Raw genomic sequence first — 23,557 nt, 5'->3', positions numbered from 1 at the left:
ATCAATATTGACAAACACACGTTCGATATTCAAGCATAAACTGCCAATATTCCAAAAAAAGAGCAGCCGTCATGGCTGCTCTTTTGAAATGCGGATGATAAGGGTTGCGGGTGGGGTCGCCTTCACCCTCAGACAACCTCCTGAATGCTTCCGCCGGAAAACTGGCTGTTATACAGATCGGCGTAGAAGCCGCCTTTGGCCAGAAGCTCTTCGTGGTTGCCCTTCTCGATCACACTGCCCTGGTTCATGACCAGAATCAGATCGGCGTCACGGATCGTGGACAGCCGGTGGGCGATGACGAAGCTCGTTCTGCCTTTCATCAGGTCGTTCATCGCCTTCTGAATAAAGACCTCCGTCCGGGTGTCGACGCTGCTGGTCGCTTCATCCAGAATGAGAATGGACGGGTCGGCCAGAATGGCACGCGCAATCGTCAGCAGCTGCTTCTGCCCTTGGGAAATGTTCGACGCTTCTTCGTTGAGCACGGTGTCGTAGCCGTCCGGAAGCGTACGGATGAAGTGATCGGCATGAGCCGCCTTGGCCGCCTCGATCACTTCCTCGTTCGTGGCGCCGGCCCGGCCGTAAGCGATATTTTCCATAATCGTCCCGTTGAAGAGCCAGGTATCCTGGAGCACCATGCCGAAAATGCTGCGCAAATTGCCGCGCTTCAAGTGGGTAATGTTCACGCCGTCGATGGTGATCGCCCCGCCGTTCAGCTCATAGAAGCGCATGAGCAGGTTGATGAGCGTCGTCTTACCGGCACCGGTCGGCCCGACGATGGCGATCGTCTGTCCCGGCTTCACGTCGATGTTCATGTCTTCAATGAGCATTGCGTCTTCCTTATAGCCGAACCGCACATGCTCAAACTCCACGGCCCCCTTCGGATTGTTCAGGACAGCCGCATCCGCCGCTTCCGGCACTTCTTCTTCTTCATCCAGCAGCTCGAACACACGCTCCGCCGAAGCGATGGTGGACTGGATGATGTTCGCAATGTTGGCCGTCTGCATAATCGGCTGGGTGAACTGTCTGGCGTACTGGATGAACGCCTGCACATCCCCGATCGTAATGCGGCCGTGGGTGACGAAGATCCCCCCGACCACGCAGACCAGTACATAGCCGATATTGCCGATAAACATCATCATCGGCATGATGATGCCGGAGATGAATTGGGCTTTCCAGCCGGAGCTGTACAGCTTTTCGTTGATTTTGTTGAAATCCTCGACGGACTCCCGCTCGCGGCCGAAGGCCTTCACGATTTTATGGCCCGTGTACATTTCCTCCACATGGCCGTTGAGCTGTCCCAGAGAAGCCTGCTGGGCCATAAAATGCCTTTGGGACCGGGAAGCTACCGCTTTGATGACGATGAAGCTGAGCGGCAGCGTCACGATCAGAATCAGCGTCATCCATGGGCTGATCGACAGCATCATCACGATGACGCCGACCAGCGTCACGATCGATGTGATCAGCTGTGTCAAGCTCTGCTGAAGCGTGGTGCTGATGTTGTCGACGTCGTTGGTCGCGCGGCTCAAGATTTCCCCATGCGTCCGGGAATCAAAATATTTCAGCGGCAGGCGCGACAGCTTCGCATTGATCTGCTCCCGCATATCGTACACAACCTTCTGTGCCACGCCGGCCATCAGATACTGCTGAATATAGCTGAACGCTGCGCTGAACAGGTACAGACCAATCAGAATCAGCAGGATTTGGGTGATGTAGGTAAAGTCAATGCCAGCGCCCGGCGTCCCCTTCGCCATCGCGATGACGCCTTCCAGCAGCTTGGTAATCGCCTTGCCGAGAATTTTCGGGCTCGCGATGCTGAACACCGTACTAAGAATCGCCGTCAGAAAAATAACGATCAGCGTCCCCCGCCGCGGCCGCAGATAGCCGACCAGCCGCTTCAGGGAGCCCTTGAAGTCCTTGGCCTTCTGCGCAGGCATCATTTGGCCGGGATGGCCGCCGGGATGCCGGGGCCCTCCCATCTGGGGTCCGGGTCTTCTTGTTTGTTCACTCATGCGATCTCCTCCTCTGACAGCTGTGAGGATACAATTTCGCGGTAAACGTCACTGGTCTCCATCAGCTCGCGGTGGGTGCCGATGCCGGCAATCTGCCCTTCGTCGAGGACGATGATCCGGTCGGCGTCCATGACCGTGCTGACCCGCTGCGCCACGAGCAGAACGGTTGCGTCCCGCGTCACCGGCTTCAACGCGCTGCGCAGCTTCGCATCCGTCTTGAAATCAAGCGCCGAGAAGCTGTCGTCGAACGCATAGATTTCCGGTCTGCGTACCAGCGCCCGCGCTATGGATAAGCGCTGCTTCTGCCCGCCGGACACGTTGTTTCCGCCCTGGGCAATTTCCGACTCAAAGCCGTCTTTCATATTCATAATAAATTCGGTCGCCTGGGCGATATCCGCCGCTTCGCGGATTTCTTCATCGGTGGCGTCCTTTTTGCCGTAGCGGATATTGTCCGCAATCGTCCCGGTGAACAGCAGCGCCTTCTGCGGCACGAAGCCGATCTTGGCGCGCAGCTCCTCCTGCGTCATCTCGCGGACGTCGACCCCGTCGACCAGCACACTGCCTTCCGCTACATCATAGAAGCGCGGAATCAAGCTGAGCAGAGTCGACTTGCCGGAACCGGTGCCGCCGATAATCGCCGTGGTCTCCCCCGGCTTGGCGGTGAATGAAATCCCCGACAGCGCCGGCTGCTCCGCGCCCGGATAACTGAACGTCACGTCCCGGAATTCCAAATAGCCGCGTCCTTCTTCAGAGGATTGTGCAACGAGCGGATCGTCGATATCCGGCGTAATGCTGAGCACCTCGTTAATCCGCGCAGCGGATGCGGAAGCGCGCGGTACCATGACGAAGATCATGGAAACCATGATCAGGGAGAACATGATCTGCATGGCGTACTGGATAAAAGCCATCAGGTCCCCGACCTGCATATGTCCGTCCCTGATGCGCAGGCCGCCAAACCAGACGATGGCGATGGTCGATAAGTTCATGACGATCATCATGATCGGCATCATGGCCGCCATGATTTTGTTGACCCGGACCGCCGTGCTGGTCAGATCGTAGTTGGCTTCCTTGAAACGCTCCTGCTCATGCTGAATCCGGTTAAACGAACGAATGACCCGGATCCCGGTCAGGTTTTCGCGAAGCACCCGGTTCAGTTTGTCCAGCTTGACCTGCATCGCCTTGAACAGCGGCATTCCCATACCGGCTATGAGGGCAATGGAGCCCGCCAACACCGGAACGATCACGACGATGATCAGGGACAGCTTGGCATCCTTGGACACCGCCATAATAATCCCGCCGATACACATCATCGGCGCGCTGATCATCATCCGCAGCATCATGGTCAGCACCTGCTGGGTCTGGGCGATATCATTGGTGGTGCGGGTAATGAGCGAAGCCGTGCCCAGCTTGTCAAATTCCTGCAGGGAGAAATTCTGGACATGCTGGAATACCCGGCTGCGCATCGATCTGCCGAATCCGCCCGCCACTTTGGCGGACAGGTAGCTCGCGGCAATGGAGCAAATGGCTCCCCCCAGAGCTACGGCCAGCATAAAGCCGCCGATTTTCCAAATGTAAGGAATGTCTCCCTCGATGATGCCCTTATCCACGATGTCCGACATCAGCGTCGGGAGATACAGGTCCGACATGGACTGCAGAAACACAAGCACAAATGTGAACAGGATCAGAAGCCAGAACGGCTTCAATGAACGAAAAAGCTTCAGCATGTTGACACTTCACCTCCATCCGATGAATCATTCTGCGTTTTGCTTTCATAATACTTATAAGCCTTGGTCAGCAGCTCGGACAGCTTCTCGCTCTCCTCGATGCCCAGGTGATCGACAAGCCCCTTGAAGGAATGAATCGTCGCCTTACGGGCTTGGATAATCGCTTCCCGCCCCTCTTCGCTGAGCTTGATCCGGACCACCCTTCGGTCCGCCTCATCCGGCGTCCGTACGATCCATTTCTTCTTCTCCAGCGCTTTGACAAACTGGGTGACGGTCGGAGAAGTGACCCCCAGCATCCCACTGATCTCGGACACCTTCAGTCCCGGGCTATCCGGCTCGACATGACGCATGAGGAGCACCATCAGCCCCATCTCGCTCATCTTCAAGCCTTCGATTACCCGGTGACGAAACTCACCTCTGTTAAATCGCATGACCGCCTGAAGCAACTGGACAACGGTTTCGTGGTGCTGATCATGCTCCTGCGGTTCCGTACCCTGGCAGAAGGCTTTCTGACGGTTGTTGCCATCGTCGTTCATGACGCCAACAATCCTCCTTTCCCCAACGTGCTATGAAGGATAATATCCCGCACAAAAAAATAATTAGGTTACCAATTAAATAGGCAACCTAATTATATGATCTTTCCGATTTATATGTCAATTAAAACATATCTAATAAAGTCCAACAATATTTTGTTCATGGATCGGCTGTGCTTGCAAGATCAGGATTCCGCAGCAGACGTTTGACCGTCGCCGCAAACAAGATGCAGCAGGTGACCGCCGCGCAGGCATCTGCAATCGGCTCGGCCATAATGACGGCATCGGCTTTGGGCGATATGAACTCTGGCAGCACAAAAACCAAAGGAATCAGCAAAATAATTTTACGCAGGACGGCAATAAAGATGGATACCTTCGCCTGCCCAAGCGCAAGAAACATCTGCTGCAGCGCCAGCTGAATGCCGTAAATGCATGTCCCCAGGAAAAAGACTGGCATCAGCCTTTCCGTCAGCGCAATCAAATCAGCCTGATCCGTGAAAATCATGACGGGAAATCGCGGCAAGAACACCGCCACTGCCCACATCACGATGCCGAGGACACCGCAAACGGCCGTACAAAACCGGATCGCCGCCTTCACCCTTGCATAGTCTCCCGATCCATAATTGTAGCCGATGACCGGCTGTGCTCCCTGCGCAAAGCTGGATAAAGGCAGGGAAAACAGCTGCATGAGGCTGGTCAGAATGCTGATTGCGCCCACATACAAATCGCCACCATACCGTGCAAGGGAAATATTAAACACGATCTGGATCAGGCTTTCCGTCGACTGCATGATAAAAGGGGACAACCCCAGCGCAAGGATGCGGCACGCCATCCGGGGGTTCACCCGCAGGTTGCGGAGCCGAAGGCGGAGATGGCTGCGCCTGGATGTAAGAAACGACAGCACCCATATAGCGGACGCAGTCTGGGAAATTACGGTTGCCAAGGCGGCCCCGCGGACTCCCATATGCATCGGAAATATAAAAAGGGGTGCCAGGATGGCGTTCAGCACAGCTCCGGCACAGACCGTGGCCATTGCCGTTTTGGCAAAACCCTGAATGGAAATAAAAGAATTCAGCCCAAGGGACATCAGCACGCTGACCGTCCCCAACAAATAGATGCCCATATACTCACTGGCATAGGGCAGTGTTTTACCGCTCGCCCCGAAGGCGATCAACAGGGGACGGTGAAAACACAGCAGCACCGCCGTCAGCACTCCCGAAACAAGCAGGAGCATCAGGCAGCAGCTGCCGAGCAGCTTCTCCGCTTCCTTTGGTTTCCCTTCCCCCAGCTTCATGGAGGCCAGCGGAGCGCCGCCAAGGCCGATGAGGGCCGCAAACGCCGAGATGGTCATGATCAGCGGGAAGGCGATGCCCAGTCCGGTTAATGCAAAGGTACCGCCTCCCGGCATCCTGCCGATCAGCATCCGGTCGACGACATTGTACAGCGCGTTGACGATTTGAGCCGCAATCGCCGGAAGTGCAAGAGACAACAGCAGCTTGGGGATGCTCCCCGCGGCAAACCGGCTGCTCATTTCATCGTGGTTGATTGTGAATCAGTCCTTTTCGCTCGTAGTTTCCGTAGAAATGCGCATTTCCATCTTTTATTATATCAGACTGAAATCGCATGAAAATACGAGTTTTAAGGCATCTATACGGCCATTTAATGGTTGTAAAACATAAAAATAATGAGGAGATACATGCGTGAATCCAAAACGCTTTAAAAGCAAAAATGGGAGGTCTGAGGAGGTGTGGATAAATGTGATTTTTTTCTTTGAACCTCATTAGAAATAATGCGTTCCAGTCTGCCCGGTTACCCCCTGTCCTCCATCAATTTCCCCTGCGTAAACGCGATCCATTCCCGCGCGGCATAGGACAGGTAACGGTCCCTGCGCCAGATCATCCCCAGCTGCCACGGTATGACCGGTTCCACCAGCGGCATAATCCGGATCCGCTCCCGGTTGATTTCCCGGCAGATTGTTTCCGGCAGCAGGGCGATGCCCAAATTGGCGGCAACCATGCCGCTGATCAAGTCCCATTGGGAGCTTTCGTAAACGATATGCGGCTGAAATCCGACCTTGACGCATTCCGTAATGATTCGGTCATGCAGCGCAAAGTCCTCCCGGAACAGCACGAAGTTCTCTTCCGCCAGATCGGCAAGACCGGCGCACTCGCGATGCGCAAGACGGTGAGACGGGTGCACCAGCAGCATCAGGTTTTCCCGGACGAACGAAAACGAGTGGAACAGCGAGTCGTCGGTCGGCAGCACCACGACGCCAATGTCGAGCAAACCGCTTTCTACGTCGACCTCCACCTTTTTGGCGCCGTCCTCAAATATTTGCATCGTCACCTGCGGGTATTTCTGATGAAACTGTCCGATCACCTCAGGGAAAAAGCTCGATCCGACCATCGGCGGCAGGCCGAGGCGGATATGTCCCTTCTTCAGGTTTTTCAAATCGCCGAGCTCGGAGGACAAGCTCTGGAACGACTTCACGATCGGCTGCGCCTGCTCGTAAATAATGCGGCCGGCATCGGTCAGCACCACCTTTTTGCCCGAACGGTCAAACAGGGTGACGCCCAGCTCCTCCTCAATGTTGCGGATCGTTTTGCTGATCGACGGCTGCGTGATATAGAGTGATTCCGCCGCCTTCGTAAAACTCTGCAGCCGGGCGACCTCCATAAAATACTGCAATTGGCGGATGTCCATACGTCGTTCTCCTTCCCTTGAATATGGAGTCCAAGTGGACTGCGGTGGATCCATATAAGTTGAATTGAAGAATGCGATGCAAGCAAGGGAGAAAAATGATTCCGAAGAAGCGAAGCGGTCACATTTGGCTTTCGGATTTCTACCTCACGCGGGTTCAATACAATCAAGAAATCCGAAAACAAGAGTGATCGTAGGGACATTTTACGTACTTGCCCATCACCCATTTCGATTTTTCAACTTATAGGTATCTTTTTACCATAGCCATATGGAATGATATCCATTCGATATATGCATTTTACCTATGAAAATGATTGCTGTAAAATTTTCATTATAAATGAAAGGAAGGCGAAAACAATTGATGAAGCATGCCGTCAAAGGGACCGTTCAGGTCGCCGTTTTAATGCTGTTTTCATATGCGATGAACCAGCTGGCCGGTCTGCTGCATCTGCCGGTGCCGGGCAGCATTCTCGGAATCATCGTATTGTTTCTTTTGCTCGAATCCGGCATCGTCAAGCTCGAATGGATCGAAGTCGGGGCGAACTGGCTGCTCGCCGAGCTCCTGCTCTTCTTTATCCCGGCCGCCGTCGGGGTGATGAAATATTTTTCGATGCTGGAGAGCGACGGGGTACGAATCCTGCTCGTCGTCATTTTCAGCACGGTCGTGGTCATGGCCAGCTCCGGCTTGACCGCCGCACGCATCGCCAAACATAAAGAACGGAAGGTGTCATGATGATCGGTCTCATCTGTCTGCTGCTAACCCTCGTGATCTACATGGCAGCCAAACGATTGTATAAGCGGTATCCCAAAGTGTATCTGTCGCCGCTGCTGGTGACGCCCTGCATCATTATTATTTTCCTGCTGTGCACGCATATTCCCTATGAACATTACAACGCCGGCGGGAAATGGCTGAGCGATATGCTCCAGCCTGCGACGGTCGCCTTTGCGGTGCCGCTCTATAAAAATTTCAAAGTACTCAAAAAGCACGCCGTCGAAATCGTCGTCAGCGTGCTTACCGGTTCCTTCATGGCTATGATCTCTTCGGCGGTGCTCGCCAAAGGGCTGAAGCTGGACACTTCATTGGTGACCAGCCTGATCCCCCGCTCGATCACGACGCCGATCGCCATGAACGTATCGCAGGTCATCGGCGGGGTGCCGAACATTACGGCGGTCTTCGTCATTATGACCGGCCTGCTCGGCTCCGTGCTCGGGCCGATGATTCTGCGCATCCTGCGGATCGAGAACGAAATCGCCCGCGGCGTGCTGCTCGGCACGAGCGCCCACGGAACGGGAACGTCCTTGGCCTTCGGCTTCAGCTCGATGAGCGGAGCGATCTCCAGCGTCTCGATGATCCTGGCCGCCCTGTTCACGCTCGGCGCGGCGCCGCTGCTCATGCTGATGTGGTAAGGAGTTAGAGGCGGACCGGCTTGCCGGTAGATGCCGAGGCCAATGCGGCACAAGTCACGGCCTGCGTCCGGCAGGCATCCTCATAGCTTGAAAGAATACGGGAGCGGTCTCCGGTGCGCAGCGCATGGAGAAACGCTTCCGTTTCGCGTACATAGGGGCTCCCCTGCTCCGTATATTCTGTCGTGACGCCGGGCGCCGCCAGCTGCAGCCGCTGCGGGTTCCAATCGACAATCCCCCGGTCGGTGTAGAACGTCAGTCCCGTCTGGCTCAGCCCGCCGCCTTCCGGCAGGACGCATGTGTTGGAAATGTTCGCTACCACGCCGCTCGCCAGGCGGAACGTGACCGTTCCCACGTCGGCAACTTCCACCCCGTCCACCTGGCTCCGCTTAACCCGGTCCCCGTAAAGCGCATACACTTCTTCCACTTCACCGGCCGTATACCGGAGCATGTCGACCATATGCGTCGTCTGCTCGATAAACTGCCCGCCGGAGCCGCTTTGCCGTCTCCACCAGGACACGCCCGGCATGCTGTCCATCCACCGTCCCAGCACCATGCCGGTCGTATGGTTCGACAGCTCCTCCTTCAGCCGCGCCGCATTGTGCTGGTAGCGGAAATGGTACCCCACCGACGTCAACAGCCCCGTCTCGCGGACCCGGGCCAGAATTTGTTCCGGTAAGCTGGTGTCGAGCCCAAGCGGTTTTTCCACCAAAAACGGAATACCACGCTCAATCAGCTTCATTTCGATTTCGCCGTGTGCCATCGGCGGCACGCAGATATACACCGCGTCGAGCGGCCCCGCGTCCAGCATGGCATCCAGATCCTCATATCCCTCGGCCCCGTAACGCCGCGCCATCCGGTCTGCTTTCTCCAGGCTTGTACCACAAACCGCAGTCAGCTTTACTCCATCCATCGCCGCCAAGTTGTCGGCATGTACGCCGCTGAACCATCCGGTTCCGATCAATCCGATACGAAGTGTCATCCTGCGCGATCCCACCTTTATCCTGTTTTCTCCACTATACCGGGGGCCGTCCCGTTTGGCTACGATTTGTTGGGAACGTATCGCACGCCCCCGTATCCATCCCGTTTGCGGAACCAAATCCCGTCAAGACCAAGCCGCCCGGCGGACCACTTCGCTGTGCCGTGTCTCGCCCGCCTAAGGCCTCCCGACGGTGAATCCCTTCCACTCATCCGGGAGCAGTCCCTGATAGTGCCGCTGGAGAAAACGGTCGTCGACCAGCACCAGCACGCCCGTATCCTGCTCGGATCGGATCAGCCGCCCTCCGGCCTGCAACACCTTGTTCATCCCCGGGAACACGTAGGCGTAATCATACCCGCTTTTCCCGTTTTCATTAAAGTAATCCCGAATCAGGTTCCGTTCAAAACCGAGCTGCGGCAGGCCCACGCCGACCACGACGACGCCTCCCAGCCGATCCCCCTGCAGGTCGATGCCTTCGGAGAAAATGCCCCCAAGTACGGCGAAGCCGACGAGTGTATCCGCATTGTCCGCCTGGAACGCCGCGAGGAACCGCTCCCGCTCCTCCTCGGCCATTCCGGTATCCTGCACGATGATGCCAACCTCCGGATGCAGCTCCGCAAAAGGCTCGACCACCATACGCATATATTGGTACGACGGGAAAAAGACCATGTAATTCGCTTTGCGCTCCGATATGAGGCCATGCAGCAGCTTCACCAGCGCGTCCCGGGTGTCGTCCCGGTCCCGGTACCTGGTGGACAGCGGCTCGATGCGCACATCCAGCTGCTCCCGGCTGAACGGCGACGGCACAGACAAGCTGTAGTCCTCCTCGCCGGCGCCCAGCATGTCCCTATAGTAGGACAGCGGAGACAGAGTGGCCGAGAAGAACACGGTCGAGCGGAAGCCTTTTCCCGCCTGGGCGAGCAGGTAGGACGGATCCATGCAGAACAGCTTCAACACGCAGTCGCCGCCGTGAATCTCGGCATACGTCAGAAAGCGTTCGTCATACAGCTTGGCGATCCGGATATAATGCTGCGACGCAAAATAGGCATCCAGCAGCTGCTCCTGCAGCCCGGGTTCGCCTTTGGGAGCCAGCAGCTCCCGCTCGGCTTCGGCGATGAACAGCTCCAGCCGCTCACCGAGCTCGCGAGGCTGTTCCTGCCACTGCTTCTGGCGGGCTTCGCCCATTTCTTTTTTCAGTTCGATAAAAAATTTATTGACCGCATCCGCCGCCTTCTGAACCCCGGCATCCACGCCCTTGTATCCGCGCTTCAGCTCAAGAAATGCCGACTTGCCGATCTCAGCCGAGAACATGTCCCGGCCCCGATCAACGAGGTTATGGGCTTCGTCCACGAGCAGCACCGTCTGCCTCTTCTGCTCCTCGGGCAGCCGTTTGAACGAAACCCGCGGATCAAAGATGTAATTATAGTCGCAAATGACCGCATCCGCTGCGTAAGCCGCGTCCAGCGAAAACTCAAAGGGACATACCTGATGCTTGCGCGCGTAACGCTCAATGACGGCGCGGTCCATCACCGTTTCCTGGGACAGCATGTCCAGAATCGCCCCGTTAACCCGGTCATAGTAGCCGTCCGCAAACGGGCAGGCGTCCTTCCGGCAGACCGTCTCCTCCTGAAAGCAGACTTTGTCCTTGGCCGTAATCGTCACCGTCTGCATCCACAGCCCTTTGGCCTGCATCAGGGCGAAGGCCTGCTCAGCGGCCGTTCGGGTGATCGTCTTGGCCGTCAAATAAAAGATCTGCCCAAGCAGCCCCTCCCCGATCGCCTTCACGGACGGGAACAGCGTGGACATCGTCTTGCCGATCCCCGTCGGGGCCTTGGCAAACAGCTTCCGCTTCTCCTTCACCGCCTGATAGACCGCTCCCGCCAGCTTGCGCTGTCCTTCCCGGTAAGTGTCGAACGGGAACGGCAGCGCGCGGATGCTCTCGTCCCGGAGATGCGCATTTTTCAGCCGGAGCGCGGCATACGGAGTGTAGACCTCGAGCACCCCCATCACAAAGGCCTCGAGCTCCGCCAGCGTCATCACCCGCCGGAAACGGCGCTCCGTGCCGGTATGCGTCTCGACGTAGGTAAGCTGCACCGTCATCCGGTCCAGGCCGTGGTCCATGGCATAAATATAAGCGTAGACTTGGGCCTGTGCCCAGTGAACGGGCTTTCCGTCCCTCTCCATCGCATCCAGGCTCGCAGCGGTCGATTTGATCTCATCGATCATCCAGCCGTCATCCGTTTGGATCAGGCCATCGCATCTTCCTTCGATGACATAAGTCAGGTCTCCGAACGGGATTTCCCGCTTCAGGAACACTTCCTTCTGGTCGCCTTCCCCGTAAGTTTTCTGCACCTGCTGGTGGATTCGTGTGCCTTCGACCATGGCGGTGGCCGACCGGAATCCGGAATCGATATCCCCGTTTGAGAAAGCATATTCCACCAGCGGCCGGACCGATATCCGAACCTCCGCCCGCTCCCGGTTCTCTTCAGACATAGGATCACCCGTTCCCCTTGTTTTTTCCATCATACCATAACTGGAGCAGGCAGTCCCAATTCGCTATCCACTAAAAAAAGCCCGCGCCGCCCTGATAAAGGGGCACGAGCTTTGTCTAATGAACTTATCCGGCAGCAGCAGGTTATGCGACGCCACCGTCTTCCCGCTATCTTCTCCGCGTCTCGGTCAAGCGGAACTGGTTGACAAGCTGAAGCAGCGATCCGGTGATGGACTCCACACTTTCCGATGTGCCCCGAACATGCTGCATGTCCTCCTGCAGCTCCTGCAGGGTGCCTTCCACCTCTGCCGATATGCTGCGGTTTTCGATGCTGACGGCGGCTACCTTTTCCATGATGCCTACCACTTCACCGACCATCTTGGTCTTGAGGCTGTCCTGATTGCCAGCCTGTCCCAGCATTTCAGAGGCCGAAGCGACGATTTTCGTGCCCTCCTCCACCGCCCGACTGCCTTCGTCCATGGAGGCAAAGGCCAGTTCCACCTGCCCGCCGATCTGCCGCAGCGTCCGCTGGATCTGCTCGGTGGAATGCCGGGTAAGCTCGGCCAGCTTGCGGATTTCCCCCGCCACTACCGAGAAGCCTTGACCATGCTCGCCAGCCCTCGCCGCTTCGATCGACGCGTTCAGCGATAACAGATTGGTCTGCTTGGAAATGTTCTCGATGGCCGTCAGCAGGCCGGCAATATCCCGCGTCGTTTCCATAAACGTCCGAATAGTCCGGTGGCTCTCCTCCACCTTGTCCTGGATTTGCTTCATCTTGTCGCCGATATGCTGCACTTCGCTTTGCGCCACCGCAATTTGCTGAGCGGCCGCCTCCTCGATTTCCCGCAGACTAACGCTCATCTCCACCGACACGTCCTTGGCCACGTCAATATCCTTCAACTGGCCGCGGATGCCGCGGATCATGCTGTGAACCTTCCCGCTCACCCGCTCCGTCGAGTTGGCGGTCGACTGGGCCGTTGCATGCTGCACATGCTGGCTGTCCTGAACGTCCTGCGCCGCCTGCTTAACCTGCAGCATGATGCCCTCCAGGGCATCGATCATGCTGTTTACCCATTTGCCGAGCTCCTTGGCCTCGTCATCCGCAAATTCGCGCAGGTCCAGCCGCTGGGTCAAATCCCCTTTGCCTTCGGCATTGATTCGGATGAACCGGCTCAGGCTGCGAAAATGCTCCGCCGTCCGCCGCGTCCCCCTGCGTTCAAGAACCGAGACCGCGATCCAGCCGAACAGCAGGTTTGCCGCCAGAACCGCGATCAGCCCCGTGACCGGAGGCAGACTCCAGGCCAGCAGGCCGAATAGAAGACCGTTCAGCACCACGCCCGCCAGGCATGTCATCAGATGCATTTTCTTCATCTTCCAACCGAAGCTCCGGAAGCGGTACACTTCCTCCAAATCCCCTTCGCACATCATCCCCCATACGTCCGGGCAATGCGGAAGCTGAAAAGTAACCCCTTTACCGATCACCGGAATGTGCCGGTAGTCCGAATATCCCGGAAACTCTACAAACAGATTGCTTCCGTTCTTTATCGTGTTCGCCACCCCTGGATGCAGTTCTCCTGTGGCCGGGTCCTTGAACACCAGTTCCAGCTCGGTATGGTTCTTTACCTGAACCGTCCCGTAGTCGGTCCTCACCCCTTCTTTCAGGTTATCGCCGTGCGTAAAGGTAAAGTCCTCGAAGCGGCTCCGCGACAGCGCCGTTCCGGGCGCAATGTTCTTGTTCAGTCCCGGCTTGGCCATGAAAATGTAGTTATCGCCTGAATCGGGATATACATGCCCCTGCTCCCGTTGGATCAAGTCGCCCAGGACATCGTTTGGAACCCGGCCGCACAGTGCCCCTTTCCACTCACCGTCAATCATGACCGGCAAAATAAACATCAGCGTCATCGCGTCGTGAAACGCCGAAGTGCTCGGGCCGACCTCTAATGTGGCCGGGTCGGAATAAGGACCGAACAGGCAAGGACTCCCCTGCAGCGTATACTTCAGCCCCGGCTCGATCAGGCCCTCCCGGCTGCAGCTTGCCCCAATGCGGGACGGATGGGTGGAGTATACCACCTTCATGTCGTCACGAATCAGGAAAATCTCCGAAAAATCGGCACCTCTCTTCATATAGGAAGCAAACAGCGGCTCCAATGCAGCAGGCCCGGCAGGATCCTGGACGATATGGCCGAAGTTCGGGCCAAGCTGTATGCTCAAACGCTCCAAATGAGACCAATACTCCGTAACCCAGCTCTCTAATATTTGTATACGATTCTGGGCGATTCCCTCAAAAATGTTTTCGATATCCTCTTTCAAATGACGGTTTAACCGGTACGACCACCAGAGCGGCAAACCTGTTTTAAAGCCAAGCCAGTCAAACATCCCCCTCAACCCCTTCATTGAACATTACATTATGTGTTAACTTATTTAACACATAATGGTTTTCGCACATTTTACCTAAAATGCAGGCCCGGTTCAACACAATATTTTACAGTTTTTAGGGGGTTATTGACCGGTGGGAAATAAGCAGTGTTCCGCAGTGATTAGCGGGGTGTCGTGGCGTTACGGCTCAGCCCGCCTTCATCCGGCGGATCGGAAATCCGGACGTTTTCAAAGAATGGTTCAGAGGAGCGGCGGAAGCGGTTCATTTACTTCCCAATATGGTAAATGATAACTAGAAATGACAAGGATTCGCCTTTTGACATCTTTCTGAGCCAAAGGCATAATAAACCTATTGCCCTCGATTCTATGCGACAAAAGGGCTCAAGCAACCGCAGGATATTCAATTTTATGCGCAATCATCCAGCTTTTCGCGCGATATACTCAGCTGCCCGGCTTAGATCAGCCAGTCAGCCCGTCATTAAAAGGAAGGAAGTTGGTAACGTGTCTTCACTTCGTGGATTTCTGCGAAAACCGTTTGTCTTATTCACCATTCTTTTACTTTTAAAGGGGTATTTGGCATGGGCCGTTACGTTTAATGACCTGATGCCCTGGAAGCCCATCATTACCGAAATTCCGTTTATTTGGCTCGTGTTCTGTCTGATTGAGTGGTTTGCCGGCAAGCGGAAATTCGGCGCTTATGTCATCGCCAACCTGCTGCTGACCACGATCTTTTTCGCCGTCATTATGTACTTCAAATACTATGGCGTCATCGCGACTTATCATGCCCTGGAGCAGGTCAACCAGGTTACGGCCGTCCGCAACAGTGTCTTTTCGCTGATGGACCCTTACTATTTGCTGATCTACGCCGACATCGTCGTGATCTTTATCATCATGGTGCGCGGCCGTAAAGCGCGGCAATGGAAGGATCAGACCAGCCGCCGGGCCCGCCGGAGCGTCGTTACCGTGCTGTTCATCCTGTCCCTCGTGATCTGCCTGTTTAATATCGTCCCGAACCGGGCCAGCATGAACGAGATCAAAAAAGCCCAGCAAATGGGCATTTTGAATTATGAAGCGTATACGATTTTCTCCAAGAAGAAAGAGGACATCGTTCCGCTGAACAGCATTACCCAGGCTTCGATCGATGAGCTCAAAGGCATTAAGAAGACCGATCAGCCGCAGCATTTCGGGGATGCCAAAGACAAGAACGTGATCATTATCCAGCTGGAATCGTTTCAGAATTTCCTGATCAACCTGAAGATCGACGGCCAGGAAATTACGCCTAATATGAACAAGCTGGCCAAAGAGCAGTACTACTTCCCGAACTTCAACCAAATGGTCGGCCAAGGCAATACATCGGATGCCGAATTCGTCGTGAACACCTCGTTCTACGTTCCGCCGAGCGGGGCAGCCACGCAGAACTATGTCGACAAGAAGCTGCCGAGCCTGCCGAGGCTGATGGAGAGCAACGGTTACGCGACCGCGACCTTCCATACGAACGACGTAGAGTTCTGGAACCGCGGGGAGCTGTATTCGTCCCTTGGCTTCCAGCATTATTACGACAAGTCCTTCTTCGGTGACGAAGACTCCTTCTTCTTCGGCCCATCGGATGAAGTGCTGTATAAGAAGACTGCCGCGAAAATGAAAGAAATGGACCAGGAAGACAAACCGTTCTATGCCCAGGTCATCTCGATGTCGGCGCATCATCCGTTTACGATTCCGGAGAGAAAATACCACATGCAGCTCCCTGAGCGGTACGAGGGTACGTTCGTCGGGGATTATATCCGCGCCCAGAATTATGCGGATTATGCGCTGGGCCAGTTTATCGATGAATTGAAGACTAACGGTCTCTGGGACGACAGCCTCATCGTCATCTACGGGGATCACATGGGACTGCCGCTGTACTCCCTGGATCGTGATGATAAAGAATTGATGAAGGAAATTTACGGACATGAATATTCCTATTCGGATATGATTAACATCCCGCTGATTCTGGCGGGCGGCTCGATCAAACATCCGGAAGTGAATAACACCGTGGGCGGACAGGTCGACATCCTGCCGACGGTCGCCAATCTGACGGGCGTTTCCGTCAAAGACCATATTCATTTCGGACAGGATCTCTTAAATCAGAGCTATAATCTGATTCCGGAGCGTTATTATTTGCCGACCGGTTCCTTCCTGACCGACAATGCGCTCTTCGTGTCGGGAGCCGGATACGAGGATGGAGCGCAGTACCCGCTGAGCGGCCGGACCTCGGTGGACGGCGGCACTACGGAAGACGAATATAACCGGGCACTTAAGCTCCTGAACCTGTCCGACAGCTACGTGAATCAGCAGCCGCTTAAATAGAGAATAGCCTCATGCATATCAAGCCTTGCCTGTACTATTACGGGCAGGGCTTTTGTTTTTTACCATTGTTATCAATATGTTATCTACTTTTCATGCACCCTATCTCCACACCAACACGAGCAAAATACCTATAATTATCATATTTTCTCAGCCACACACTTGATCTTATAGCTTATTTTGTTTATAACAAGTATATAAAGTTATCATAATTAATTACGAAATATGCTAACAAAACAACATAAGAAGAGGTGCACACGGTGAATTTAATGCGCAATAACTTGCTGGAAGGATATATCGGCGGCATGACCTGGGGATGGACCGGCATCCGGGGCACATGGGACACCCCTGAGGCCGGACATTCGATGGAGGAAATGGTAAAACGCCTCGGCGTGAACTGGACGGCCGTCACCTTTGCGGCCCTGCAGGATACGGCTCATTCGACGGAAATCCATTTTGCGGAAGAACCGACCGTAACGGATGAAGAGGTTCGCCATGCGATTACCTCCGCCAAGCGTCTCGGCTTGCGCGTCTGCCTGAAACCGGTCGTCAATTGCGCCGACGGAACTTGGCGGGCTCATATCAACTTTTTCGATATTGACGTGCCTTGTGAACCGAAATGGTCCGAGTGGTTTGACTCTTATACCCGGTTTATGCTGCACTATGCGGCTATGGCCGAGGAAACCGGCTGCGAAATGCTGTGCATCGGGTGCGAGATGGTGCAGACCGACCGCAGGGAACGGGAATGGCGCGAGCTCATCCGCCAGGTTCGGCAAGTATACTCCGGCATCATTACCTATAACTGCGACAAATATCAGGAAGGTCAGGTGGCTTGGTGGGATGCAGTGGATGTCATTTCATCCAGCGGCTATTATCCGATCGACAGCTGGGAAGAGCAGCTGGACCGCATTGAGCCGGTCGTCCGCCGGCACGGCAAGCCCTTCTTCTTTATGGAGGCGGGATGTCCCAGCCGGACCGGTTCGAGCCGGATTCCAAACGACTGGGGACTGCCCGGAGATCCAAACGAGGACGAACAAGCCGCTTATTATGAGCGGATGTTTGAAGCCTGCGCCAGCCGTTCATGGGTGGGAGGATTTATGCTGTGGGACTGGCCGGCAGCACTGTATGCACCAGAGGATGCCGCCGGGAATGATGATTACTGCCCTTATGCAAAAAAGGCGGAGAGCCTCATCCGCGATCATTACACGGCACAAATCCGCGAGCTCGGTGGACTGACTGCCCAGTCGTAAGCGATCTAAAGGGCGCACAGAAAGACAGAGCTTCGCGATTTCAGCTCTTTCAGCCCGCACATACGGCAACCCTGTGCACTCTCCGGAAACATCGAAACTTCCTTTATCGATAAAAAGCATCCTGCCTGTTGGGCGGGATGCTTTTTGTTATGACCGGTTGAGATTGTATCTACCTGCCGTGATGTCAGCTCCCGGAGCCATCCGGCGCCGGCGCCGTGGAATCGCGGTAGACGATATCGCCGGCGAGCAGGATTTTTTCCAGAGGCGTATCCGCCTTGTCCATTCGTTCGAGCAGCTTCTCGACAGCCCGGCGGCCCATCGCCTCCTTCGGAACATGGACGGTGGTCAGGGACGGACTGCCCTTGGCCGCATCGGCGATATTGTCGAATCCGGAGACCGACACCTCCTCCGGAACCCGCACGCCAAGCTCGATCAGGATATCCCGGGCCGTCAGCGCAATCGCATCGTTGGCGCAGACCAGTGCGGTCGGCAGCGATTTGGATTTGATTCTCCGCGAGATCCACGACCGGATCTCGGGCTCGAAGCTGCCGTTCTCCAAATCGGGAAGCGGAATGACCAGCCCTTCCTGGCTCGGCAGCCCCTGCTCATCCAGCGCCGTCCGGTAGCCGATGGAGCGGTCCCGGAAGCTGCGCGAATACCGGTCGTTTCCGATGAACTGCAGCCGCTGATGGCCGGTGCCGATCAGGTGGGTCGTCAGCCGGGCCATCACATCCATATTGTTCGCAAAGACCGTGTCGGACGGAATGAGCGGATCCTCCATGTCGACCAGCACGATCGGCAGCCCCATCCGGTGCACCTCCAGCAGCAGCGGCGTGGAAATTTCCCCGACCCCAATGAGTCCGAGAATCCCTTCCGGATTCAGGAGACTGACAAAGTTGTCCACGTTCTGCTCAGAGATGATCACCATGCCCAGTCCCCGTTCCTCGAGGCTAATCGAAATTCCCTCCATAATCTTGCCCCAATACAGCGATTCCCTGTTCTGAAAACGGATATTGGGCATCAGCACGATCACGGAATGCTTGGCACCGCTGCGCTTAAGCGTGTTGGGTTCCGTGCGGGGGCTTCTCATATAGGCTTTCTTTTGCGAAAAATACCCGAGCTGGGAAGCCGCCTGGATCACCCGTTCCCGGGTCATTTCATTGACTCCGCCCTTACCGGATAGTGCCTTGGATACAACGAACTTCGATACGCCCAGATGGTCGGCGATTTGCTGCATCGTAATCTTTTTGGCCATCGTCTCTATTTCACCTCAAATAAACTGTCATTCATGTTACAAATATCGTAAAGGGCTGCATCGGGCCTGCTGCTTCCAAGGCGGTTTAGACGCCAGTGATACTACGGGTCCGGATACAGCCGTTTCTGGAACCATGTTTGTTAGTCTGCAGAATCAACAACATTATAACAAAATGGACGCTGGCATTATATAGAGACGATAACGAAGAACAGTGAAAGCTGGACTTTTCCAGATTTAGGGTAAAAACAATTGACTCTCATTACACAATCGTATACATTTGTATACAAACAGCATTACACGTATACACATTCATTAATTCTAAGGAGTGACGTCAATGAAAGAAGATATGAACAACGAGGCAGGCCGGCAGCCGGAATTAGCTGCTGATCCCCGGATACTTGAGGGCGGCCGCTGGGAGCGGGGCGATCGGCGCGGCGGGGGCCGCGGACACGGGCACCATGACCACGGCCGGCGCGGCAAAAGGGAGCATCACGGCGACAATGAGGGCGGCCGGAGCTTTCAGAGTGCCCAGACGTTTCGGCGCGGCCGCGTGCTGATGTTTCTGGAGCGTATGCAGGTCATGCGCAGCACGCTGATGCAGCAGCTGAGCCAGCCCGAGTTCCAGCCGATCCAGCAGGTCATTACCGGTGAGCTGAAAGCCGTTGACCAGATGATCCAGGAGTACATCCATACGTTCGAGCTGCGCGAAACGGGGGATGGCGGAGCCCCGGGTTCTTCGCCGGGAGGCCAGGCGCAGGCAGCCGATTCTGATACCAAGTGAGGTCCCGCCCATGTGGAAACTGATGATATCCTACCTTCGCCCATATAAGGTGTCGGCTCTGCTGGCTCCGCTGCTGATGCTGCTTGAGGTATCCATGGACCTGCTGCAGCCGGCGCTGATGGCGAACATCGTTAATAAAGGAGTTGTCCCCGGCGACCTTGCGTACATTGAGCGAACGGGTCTTCTGATGATCGGGGTTGCCTTAGTCGGCCTGCTTGGCGGCGTGGGATGCACCATCTTTTCAACTTATGCCTCCCAGCATTTCGGCACCGATCTCCGGGACCATCTGTTCCGGAAAATACAAACCTTTTCCTTCCGCAATCTGGACGAGCTGAAGACCGGATCGCTCATCACCCGGCTGACAAACGACGTCGTTCAGCTGCAGACAGTGGTCCAGATGATCCTGCGGAGCATTCGCTCCCCGCTGCTGTTCCTCGGCAGCCTCATCATGGCCCTCTGGATCAGCCCCCGGCTGACGCTGGTCCTGGCGGTATCGATCCCTGTTCTGGTCGTCTTTCTGGTGCTGCTGATCCGGAAGTCTTTTCCGCTGTTCGGCCGGGTTCAGTCGAAGCTTGACCAGGTAAACGGCGTCCTGCAGGAGAACCTCGCCGGCATTCGGGTCGTCAAGGCCTTCGTCCGCGCAGGCTATGAACGCAAGCGCTTTGCCGGCGCCAACGGCGAATACACGAAGGAGGCCATCTCGGCCAACCGGCTCTTGGGGCTGAACATGCCGGTCATGACGCTGATCCTGAATTTGAGCATCGTGGCGGTGCTCTGGTACGGGGGCGCCCTTACCCGCGGCGGATCCCTTCCCGCCGGCGATTTGATCGCTTATATCAATTACGTGACCCAGCTCCTGTTCGCCATGCTGATGGTAAGCAACATGCTGACCTTCATCTCCCGGGCCAGAGTCTCCACGGCTCGGGTCCAGGAAGTGTTTGACGCGCAGCCGGACATTGTCGATCCCACCGGCGCCCAGGCCAAGGAACCGGCGGCCGCGGACGTGGTCTTCGAGAATGTATCCTTCGGTTACGGGGAGTATCCGCATGCCGATCCGGTGCTCAGCGGGATCAGCTTTACAGCCAAACCGGGGCAGACGACCGCCATTCTCGGCGTTACCGGATCCGGCAAATCCTCGCTCGTTCACCTGATCCCGCGGCTCTATGACGCCACTGGCGGCCGCGTGCTCATCGGCGGCACGGATGTCCGCGACATCCCGCTGGACATCCTGCGCGGGATGGTGGGCATGACGCTGCAGCAGTCCGTGCTGTTCAGCGGCACGGTGCTGGATAACATCCGGTACGGCCGGCCCGGTGCTCCGCTGGAGGAAGTGACCGCGGCGGCCAAGGCCGCCCAGGCCCACGATTTTATCATGCAGATGCCGGACGGCTATGATACCGTGATCGGGCAAAAAGGCGTCAACCTGTCCGGCGGGCAGAAGCAGCGGCTGTCGATCGCCCGCGCGCTGCTCGTTAAGCCGCGGATTCTCATCCTGGACGACAGCACGAGCGCAGTCGACGTCGGCACGGAGTCGCGTATTCAGGCGGCGCTGAAGGAGCTGATGAACCGCAGCACCAACATCATCATCGCGCAGCGGATCAGTTCGGTCATGGAGGCCGACCAGATTCTGGTGCTGGAGAACGGCTCCATTGCCGCCCGTGGGACCCACGAAGAACTGCTGCGGACCAGCGCGATCTATCAGGATATTTACCGTTCGCAGCGGAAGGAGGAAGATACGCATGCCGCAGCCAACTAAACCGGCCGGCGCTGAAGCCGGCCGCGGAGGCCCTCCCATGATGGGCCATGGACCCGGCCGAAACATGGTCATGCAGAAAGCCAAGCCCAAGCAGGCTGGCGCTACCCTCAGAAGACTGTGGGCCTATCTGAGCCGCCAGCGGTTCGGGTTGGTCATCGTATACATTACGACCATTCTCAGCGCGGTCATTTCCCTGATCGGCCCTTTCCTGCTCGGCAAAGCGATCGACCGCTTCATTATGCCGAAAGAGCATGACGGCTTCTGGTCGCTCTGCCTGCTGATGATCGCCATCTATGCACTGGGCAGCGTCGTTTCCTGGATTCAGGTGTACGTCATGACGGCCGTTTCCCAACGCACCGTCTTAGCCCTCCGCCAGGATCTGTTCGATAAATACCAGCAGCTGCCGCTGCGCTTTTTCGATACCCATCCGACCGGAGAGCTGATGAGCCGCACGACCAATGACATCGAGAACGTGTCGAACACGCTGAACCAGAGCGTAACGCAGCTCTTGAACAGCATCATTACGCTGGCCGGATCGCTGGTCATCATGCTGAGGCTCAACCTGCCCCTTACGCTCGTCAGCCTCATCAGCATTCCGCTCGTGCTCGTGGCCACCAGCCAAATCACGCGGCTGACCCGAAAGCTGTTCAAAGCCCAGCAGCAGCATCTCGGCGAGCTCAACGGCTTTATCGAGGAGACCGTCAGCGGGCAGAAAATCGTCAAGCTGTTCCGGCGGGAGCCTGTCGCGGTCGAGCAGTTCCAGAAGATCAACCACAAGCTGAATCAGGTCGGCATCCGCGCGCAGATCGCCTCCGGCATGGTCGGGCCGGTCATGAACATGGTGAACAACCTCAGCTTCGCCCTGATCGCGGCGGCCGGCGGCTGGATGGTGTTAAAAGGGCACACCTCCGTCGGCATCGTCGTCAGCTTTCTGAACTATTCCAAGCAGTTTGGCCGGCCGATCACCGAACTGGCCAACCAGTTCAACCTGATGCAGTCCGCTATTGCGGGTGCCGAGCGCGTATTTGAGATTTTCGACCTCGACACCGAGTATGCCGAAGACCACAAGCGGGCCGTCGCGGAGCTTGGAGAGGTGAAGGGCAGCGTCGAGTTCCGGAATGTAACTTTCAGCTATAAACCGGGAACGCCGGTGCTGCAGGACGTATCCTTTACCGCCGAGCCCGGCCAGATGATCGCCCTCGTCGGCCCGACAGGCGCAGGCAAAACGACGATCATCAACCTGCTGACCCGGTTCTACGAGATCGACCAAGGCGACATTTGCATCGACGGGGTGAGCATCCGCGATATGGATAAAGACAGCCTGCGGAGCAAGGTGGGGATCGTCCTCCAGGACGCCTACGTTTTTTCCGGCAGCATCCGCGAAAACATCCGGTTCGGACGGCTAGATGCGACCGATGCCGAAGTAGAACATGCCGCCAGGCTGGCGAATGCCGACCGCTTTATATCCCGTCTGCCGGACGGGTATGACACGATCCTGGCCGCCGAGGGCAGCAATCTCAGCCACGGCCAGCGCCAGCTGCTGACCATCGCCCGGGCGATCCTCGCCGATCCGGCCATCCTCATACTGGACGAAGCCACCAGCAGCGTCGATACCCGGACCGAAATGCATGTCCAGGAAGCGATGCAGACGCTCATGAAGGGACGGACCAGCTTTGTCATCGCTCACCGGCTGAGCACGATTCAGGATGCGGACCGGATTCTGTTCATCCACGGCGGACGCATTGCCGAACAGGGGAACCACCATCAACTGCTGGAAGCCAAAGGTTTTTATTATGACTTGTATACCAGCCAGTTTCAGCGGGCGATATAACTTAGTGGGTATAAGAAAAACGTCTACCGACGTACCTTCAAAGAAGACAGACCGCGTCTAAAGGAAGTTTTTCTTGCGAGATCAGGAAGCAGAAGCTCCGAAATTTATACTTTCTGATCTCTTAA

Annotated in this window: 16 protein-coding genes; 7 read left to right on the top strand and 9 right to left on the bottom strand. The window is 56.2% G+C overall.

Annotation, left to right across the window (positions count from 1 at the left end; all coding sequences use genetic code 11):
* Window positions 1-128: 128 nt before the first annotated feature.
* The 5 genes from ABID47_RS22985 to cidR form a co-directional block, all read right to left on the bottom strand.
* A complete protein-coding gene (locus ABID47_RS22985; RefSeq protein WP_354500184.1) occupies window positions 129-2,009 on the bottom strand; it encodes an ABC transporter ATP-binding protein in 1,881 nt (626 codons plus the stop codon).
* The gene (locus ABID47_RS22980) at window positions 2,006-3,733 is read right to left on the bottom strand and encodes an ABC transporter ATP-binding protein (RefSeq protein WP_354500182.1); all 1,728 of its coding nucleotides are present in this window, start codon (window positions 3,731-3,733) and stop codon (window positions 2,006-2,008) included. Before ABID47_RS22980 ends, ABID47_RS22985 begins: the two co-directional genes overlap by 4 nt.
* Entirely contained in the window at window positions 3,727-4,269 is a 543-nt protein-coding gene (locus tag ABID47_RS22975) for a MarR family winged helix-turn-helix transcriptional regulator (RefSeq protein ID WP_354500180.1), read from the bottom strand. The genes ABID47_RS22980 and ABID47_RS22975 overlap by 7 nt, the downstream gene beginning before the upstream one ends.
* 157 nt (window positions 4,270-4,426) lie before the next feature.
* Complete coding sequence (locus ABID47_RS22970) at window positions 4,427-5,797, bottom strand: MATE family efflux transporter (protein WP_354500178.1); 1,371 nt, start codon at window positions 5,795-5,797, stop codon at window positions 4,427-4,429.
* Between the two features lie 278 nt (window positions 5,798-6,075).
* Entirely contained in the window at window positions 6,076-6,969 is an 894-nt protein-coding gene (gene cidR, locus ABID47_RS22965) for a cidABC operon transcriptional activator CidR (protein ID WP_105445544.1), read from the bottom strand.
* Between the two features lie 358 nt (window positions 6,970-7,327).
* On the opposite strand from cidR, the gene ABID47_RS22960 reads away from it, so the two are divergent.
* Complete coding sequence (locus ABID47_RS22960; protein WP_354500441.1) at window positions 7,328-7,699, top strand: CidA/LrgA family protein; 372 nt, start codon at window positions 7,328-7,330, stop codon at window positions 7,697-7,699.
* A complete protein-coding gene (locus tag ABID47_RS22955; protein WP_354500439.1) occupies window positions 7,699-8,373 on the top strand; it encodes a CidB/LrgB family autolysis modulator in 675 nt (224 codons plus the stop codon). Before ABID47_RS22960 ends, ABID47_RS22955 begins: the two co-directional genes overlap by 1 nt.
* 4 nt (window positions 8,374-8,377) lie before the next feature.
* Here ABID47_RS22955 and ABID47_RS22950 read toward each other — a convergent pair whose 3' ends face one another.
* The 3 genes from ABID47_RS22950 to ABID47_RS22940 form a co-directional block, all read right to left on the bottom strand.
* On the bottom strand, window positions 8,378-9,352 hold the full coding sequence (locus ABID47_RS22950; RefSeq protein ID WP_354500175.1) for a Gfo/Idh/MocA family protein: 975 nt from the start codon (window positions 9,350-9,352) through the stop codon (window positions 8,378-8,380).
* A 174-nt stretch (window positions 9,353-9,526) separates the two neighbouring features.
* Window positions 9,527-11,842: a helicase C-terminal domain-containing protein gene (locus tag ABID47_RS22945; protein WP_354500173.1), complete on the bottom strand. Its 2,316-nt coding sequence runs from the start codon at window positions 11,840-11,842 to the stop codon at window positions 9,527-9,529.
* 166 nt (window positions 11,843-12,008) lie between these two features.
* The gene (locus ABID47_RS22940) at window positions 12,009-14,216 is read right to left on the bottom strand and encodes a methyl-accepting chemotaxis protein (protein WP_354500171.1); all 2,208 of its coding nucleotides are present in this window, start codon (window positions 14,214-14,216) and stop codon (window positions 12,009-12,011) included.
* A 501-nt stretch (window positions 14,217-14,717) separates the two neighbouring features.
* Between ABID47_RS22940 and ABID47_RS22935 the strand changes: the two genes are divergently transcribed.
* Together ABID47_RS22935 and ABID47_RS22930 are read left to right on the top strand one after the other, a co-directional pair.
* Window positions 14,718-16,562 (top strand): LTA synthase family protein, encoded by a 1,845-nt coding sequence (locus ABID47_RS22935; RefSeq protein WP_354500169.1) that lies wholly within the window; start codon window positions 14,718-14,720, stop codon window positions 16,560-16,562.
* Between the two features lie 266 nt (window positions 16,563-16,828).
* Window positions 16,829-17,809, top strand: coding sequence for a glycoside hydrolase family 113 (locus tag ABID47_RS22930; RefSeq protein WP_354500437.1), 981 nt, complete (start codon window positions 16,829-16,831; stop codon window positions 17,807-17,809).
* A 184-nt stretch (window positions 17,810-17,993) separates the two neighbouring features.
* On the opposite strand, the gene ABID47_RS22925 is transcribed toward ABID47_RS22930, so the two are convergent.
* Complete coding sequence (locus ABID47_RS22925; RefSeq protein WP_251678319.1) at window positions 17,994-19,064, bottom strand: LacI family DNA-binding transcriptional regulator; 1,071 nt, start codon at window positions 19,062-19,064, stop codon at window positions 17,994-17,996.
* A gap of 334 nt (window positions 19,065-19,398) precedes the next feature.
* Here ABID47_RS22925 and ABID47_RS22920 point away from each other — a divergent pair, with 334 nt between their 5' ends.
* The 3 genes from ABID47_RS22920 to ABID47_RS22910 are packed head-to-tail and all read left to right on the top strand — an operon-like array spanning window position 19,399 to window position 23,432.
* Window positions 19,399-19,845, top strand: a complete 447-nt coding sequence (locus ABID47_RS22920; protein WP_354500167.1) for a hypothetical protein — start codon at window positions 19,399-19,401, stop codon at window positions 19,843-19,845.
* A gap of 10 nt (window positions 19,846-19,855) precedes the next feature.
* Entirely contained in the window at window positions 19,856-21,601 is a 1,746-nt protein-coding gene (locus tag ABID47_RS22915; RefSeq protein ID WP_354500165.1) for an ABC transporter ATP-binding protein, read from the top strand.
* Complete coding sequence (locus ABID47_RS22910; RefSeq protein ID WP_435530659.1) at window positions 21,585-23,432, top strand: ABC transporter ATP-binding protein; 1,848 nt, start codon at window positions 21,585-21,587, stop codon at window positions 23,430-23,432. Before ABID47_RS22915 ends, ABID47_RS22910 begins: the two co-directional genes overlap by 17 nt.
* Window positions 23,433-23,557: the final 125 nt, after the last annotated feature.

Origin of the sequence: Paenibacillus favisporus (assembly GCF_040545415.1) — a bacterium.
GTDB classification, from domain to species: Bacteria; Bacillota; Bacilli; order Paenibacillales; family Paenibacillaceae; genus Paenibacillus_AQ; species Paenibacillus_AQ favisporus.
Note: the sequence above shows the minus strand (reverse complement) of the source record. Positions and strands in the feature narration are given on the sequence as shown.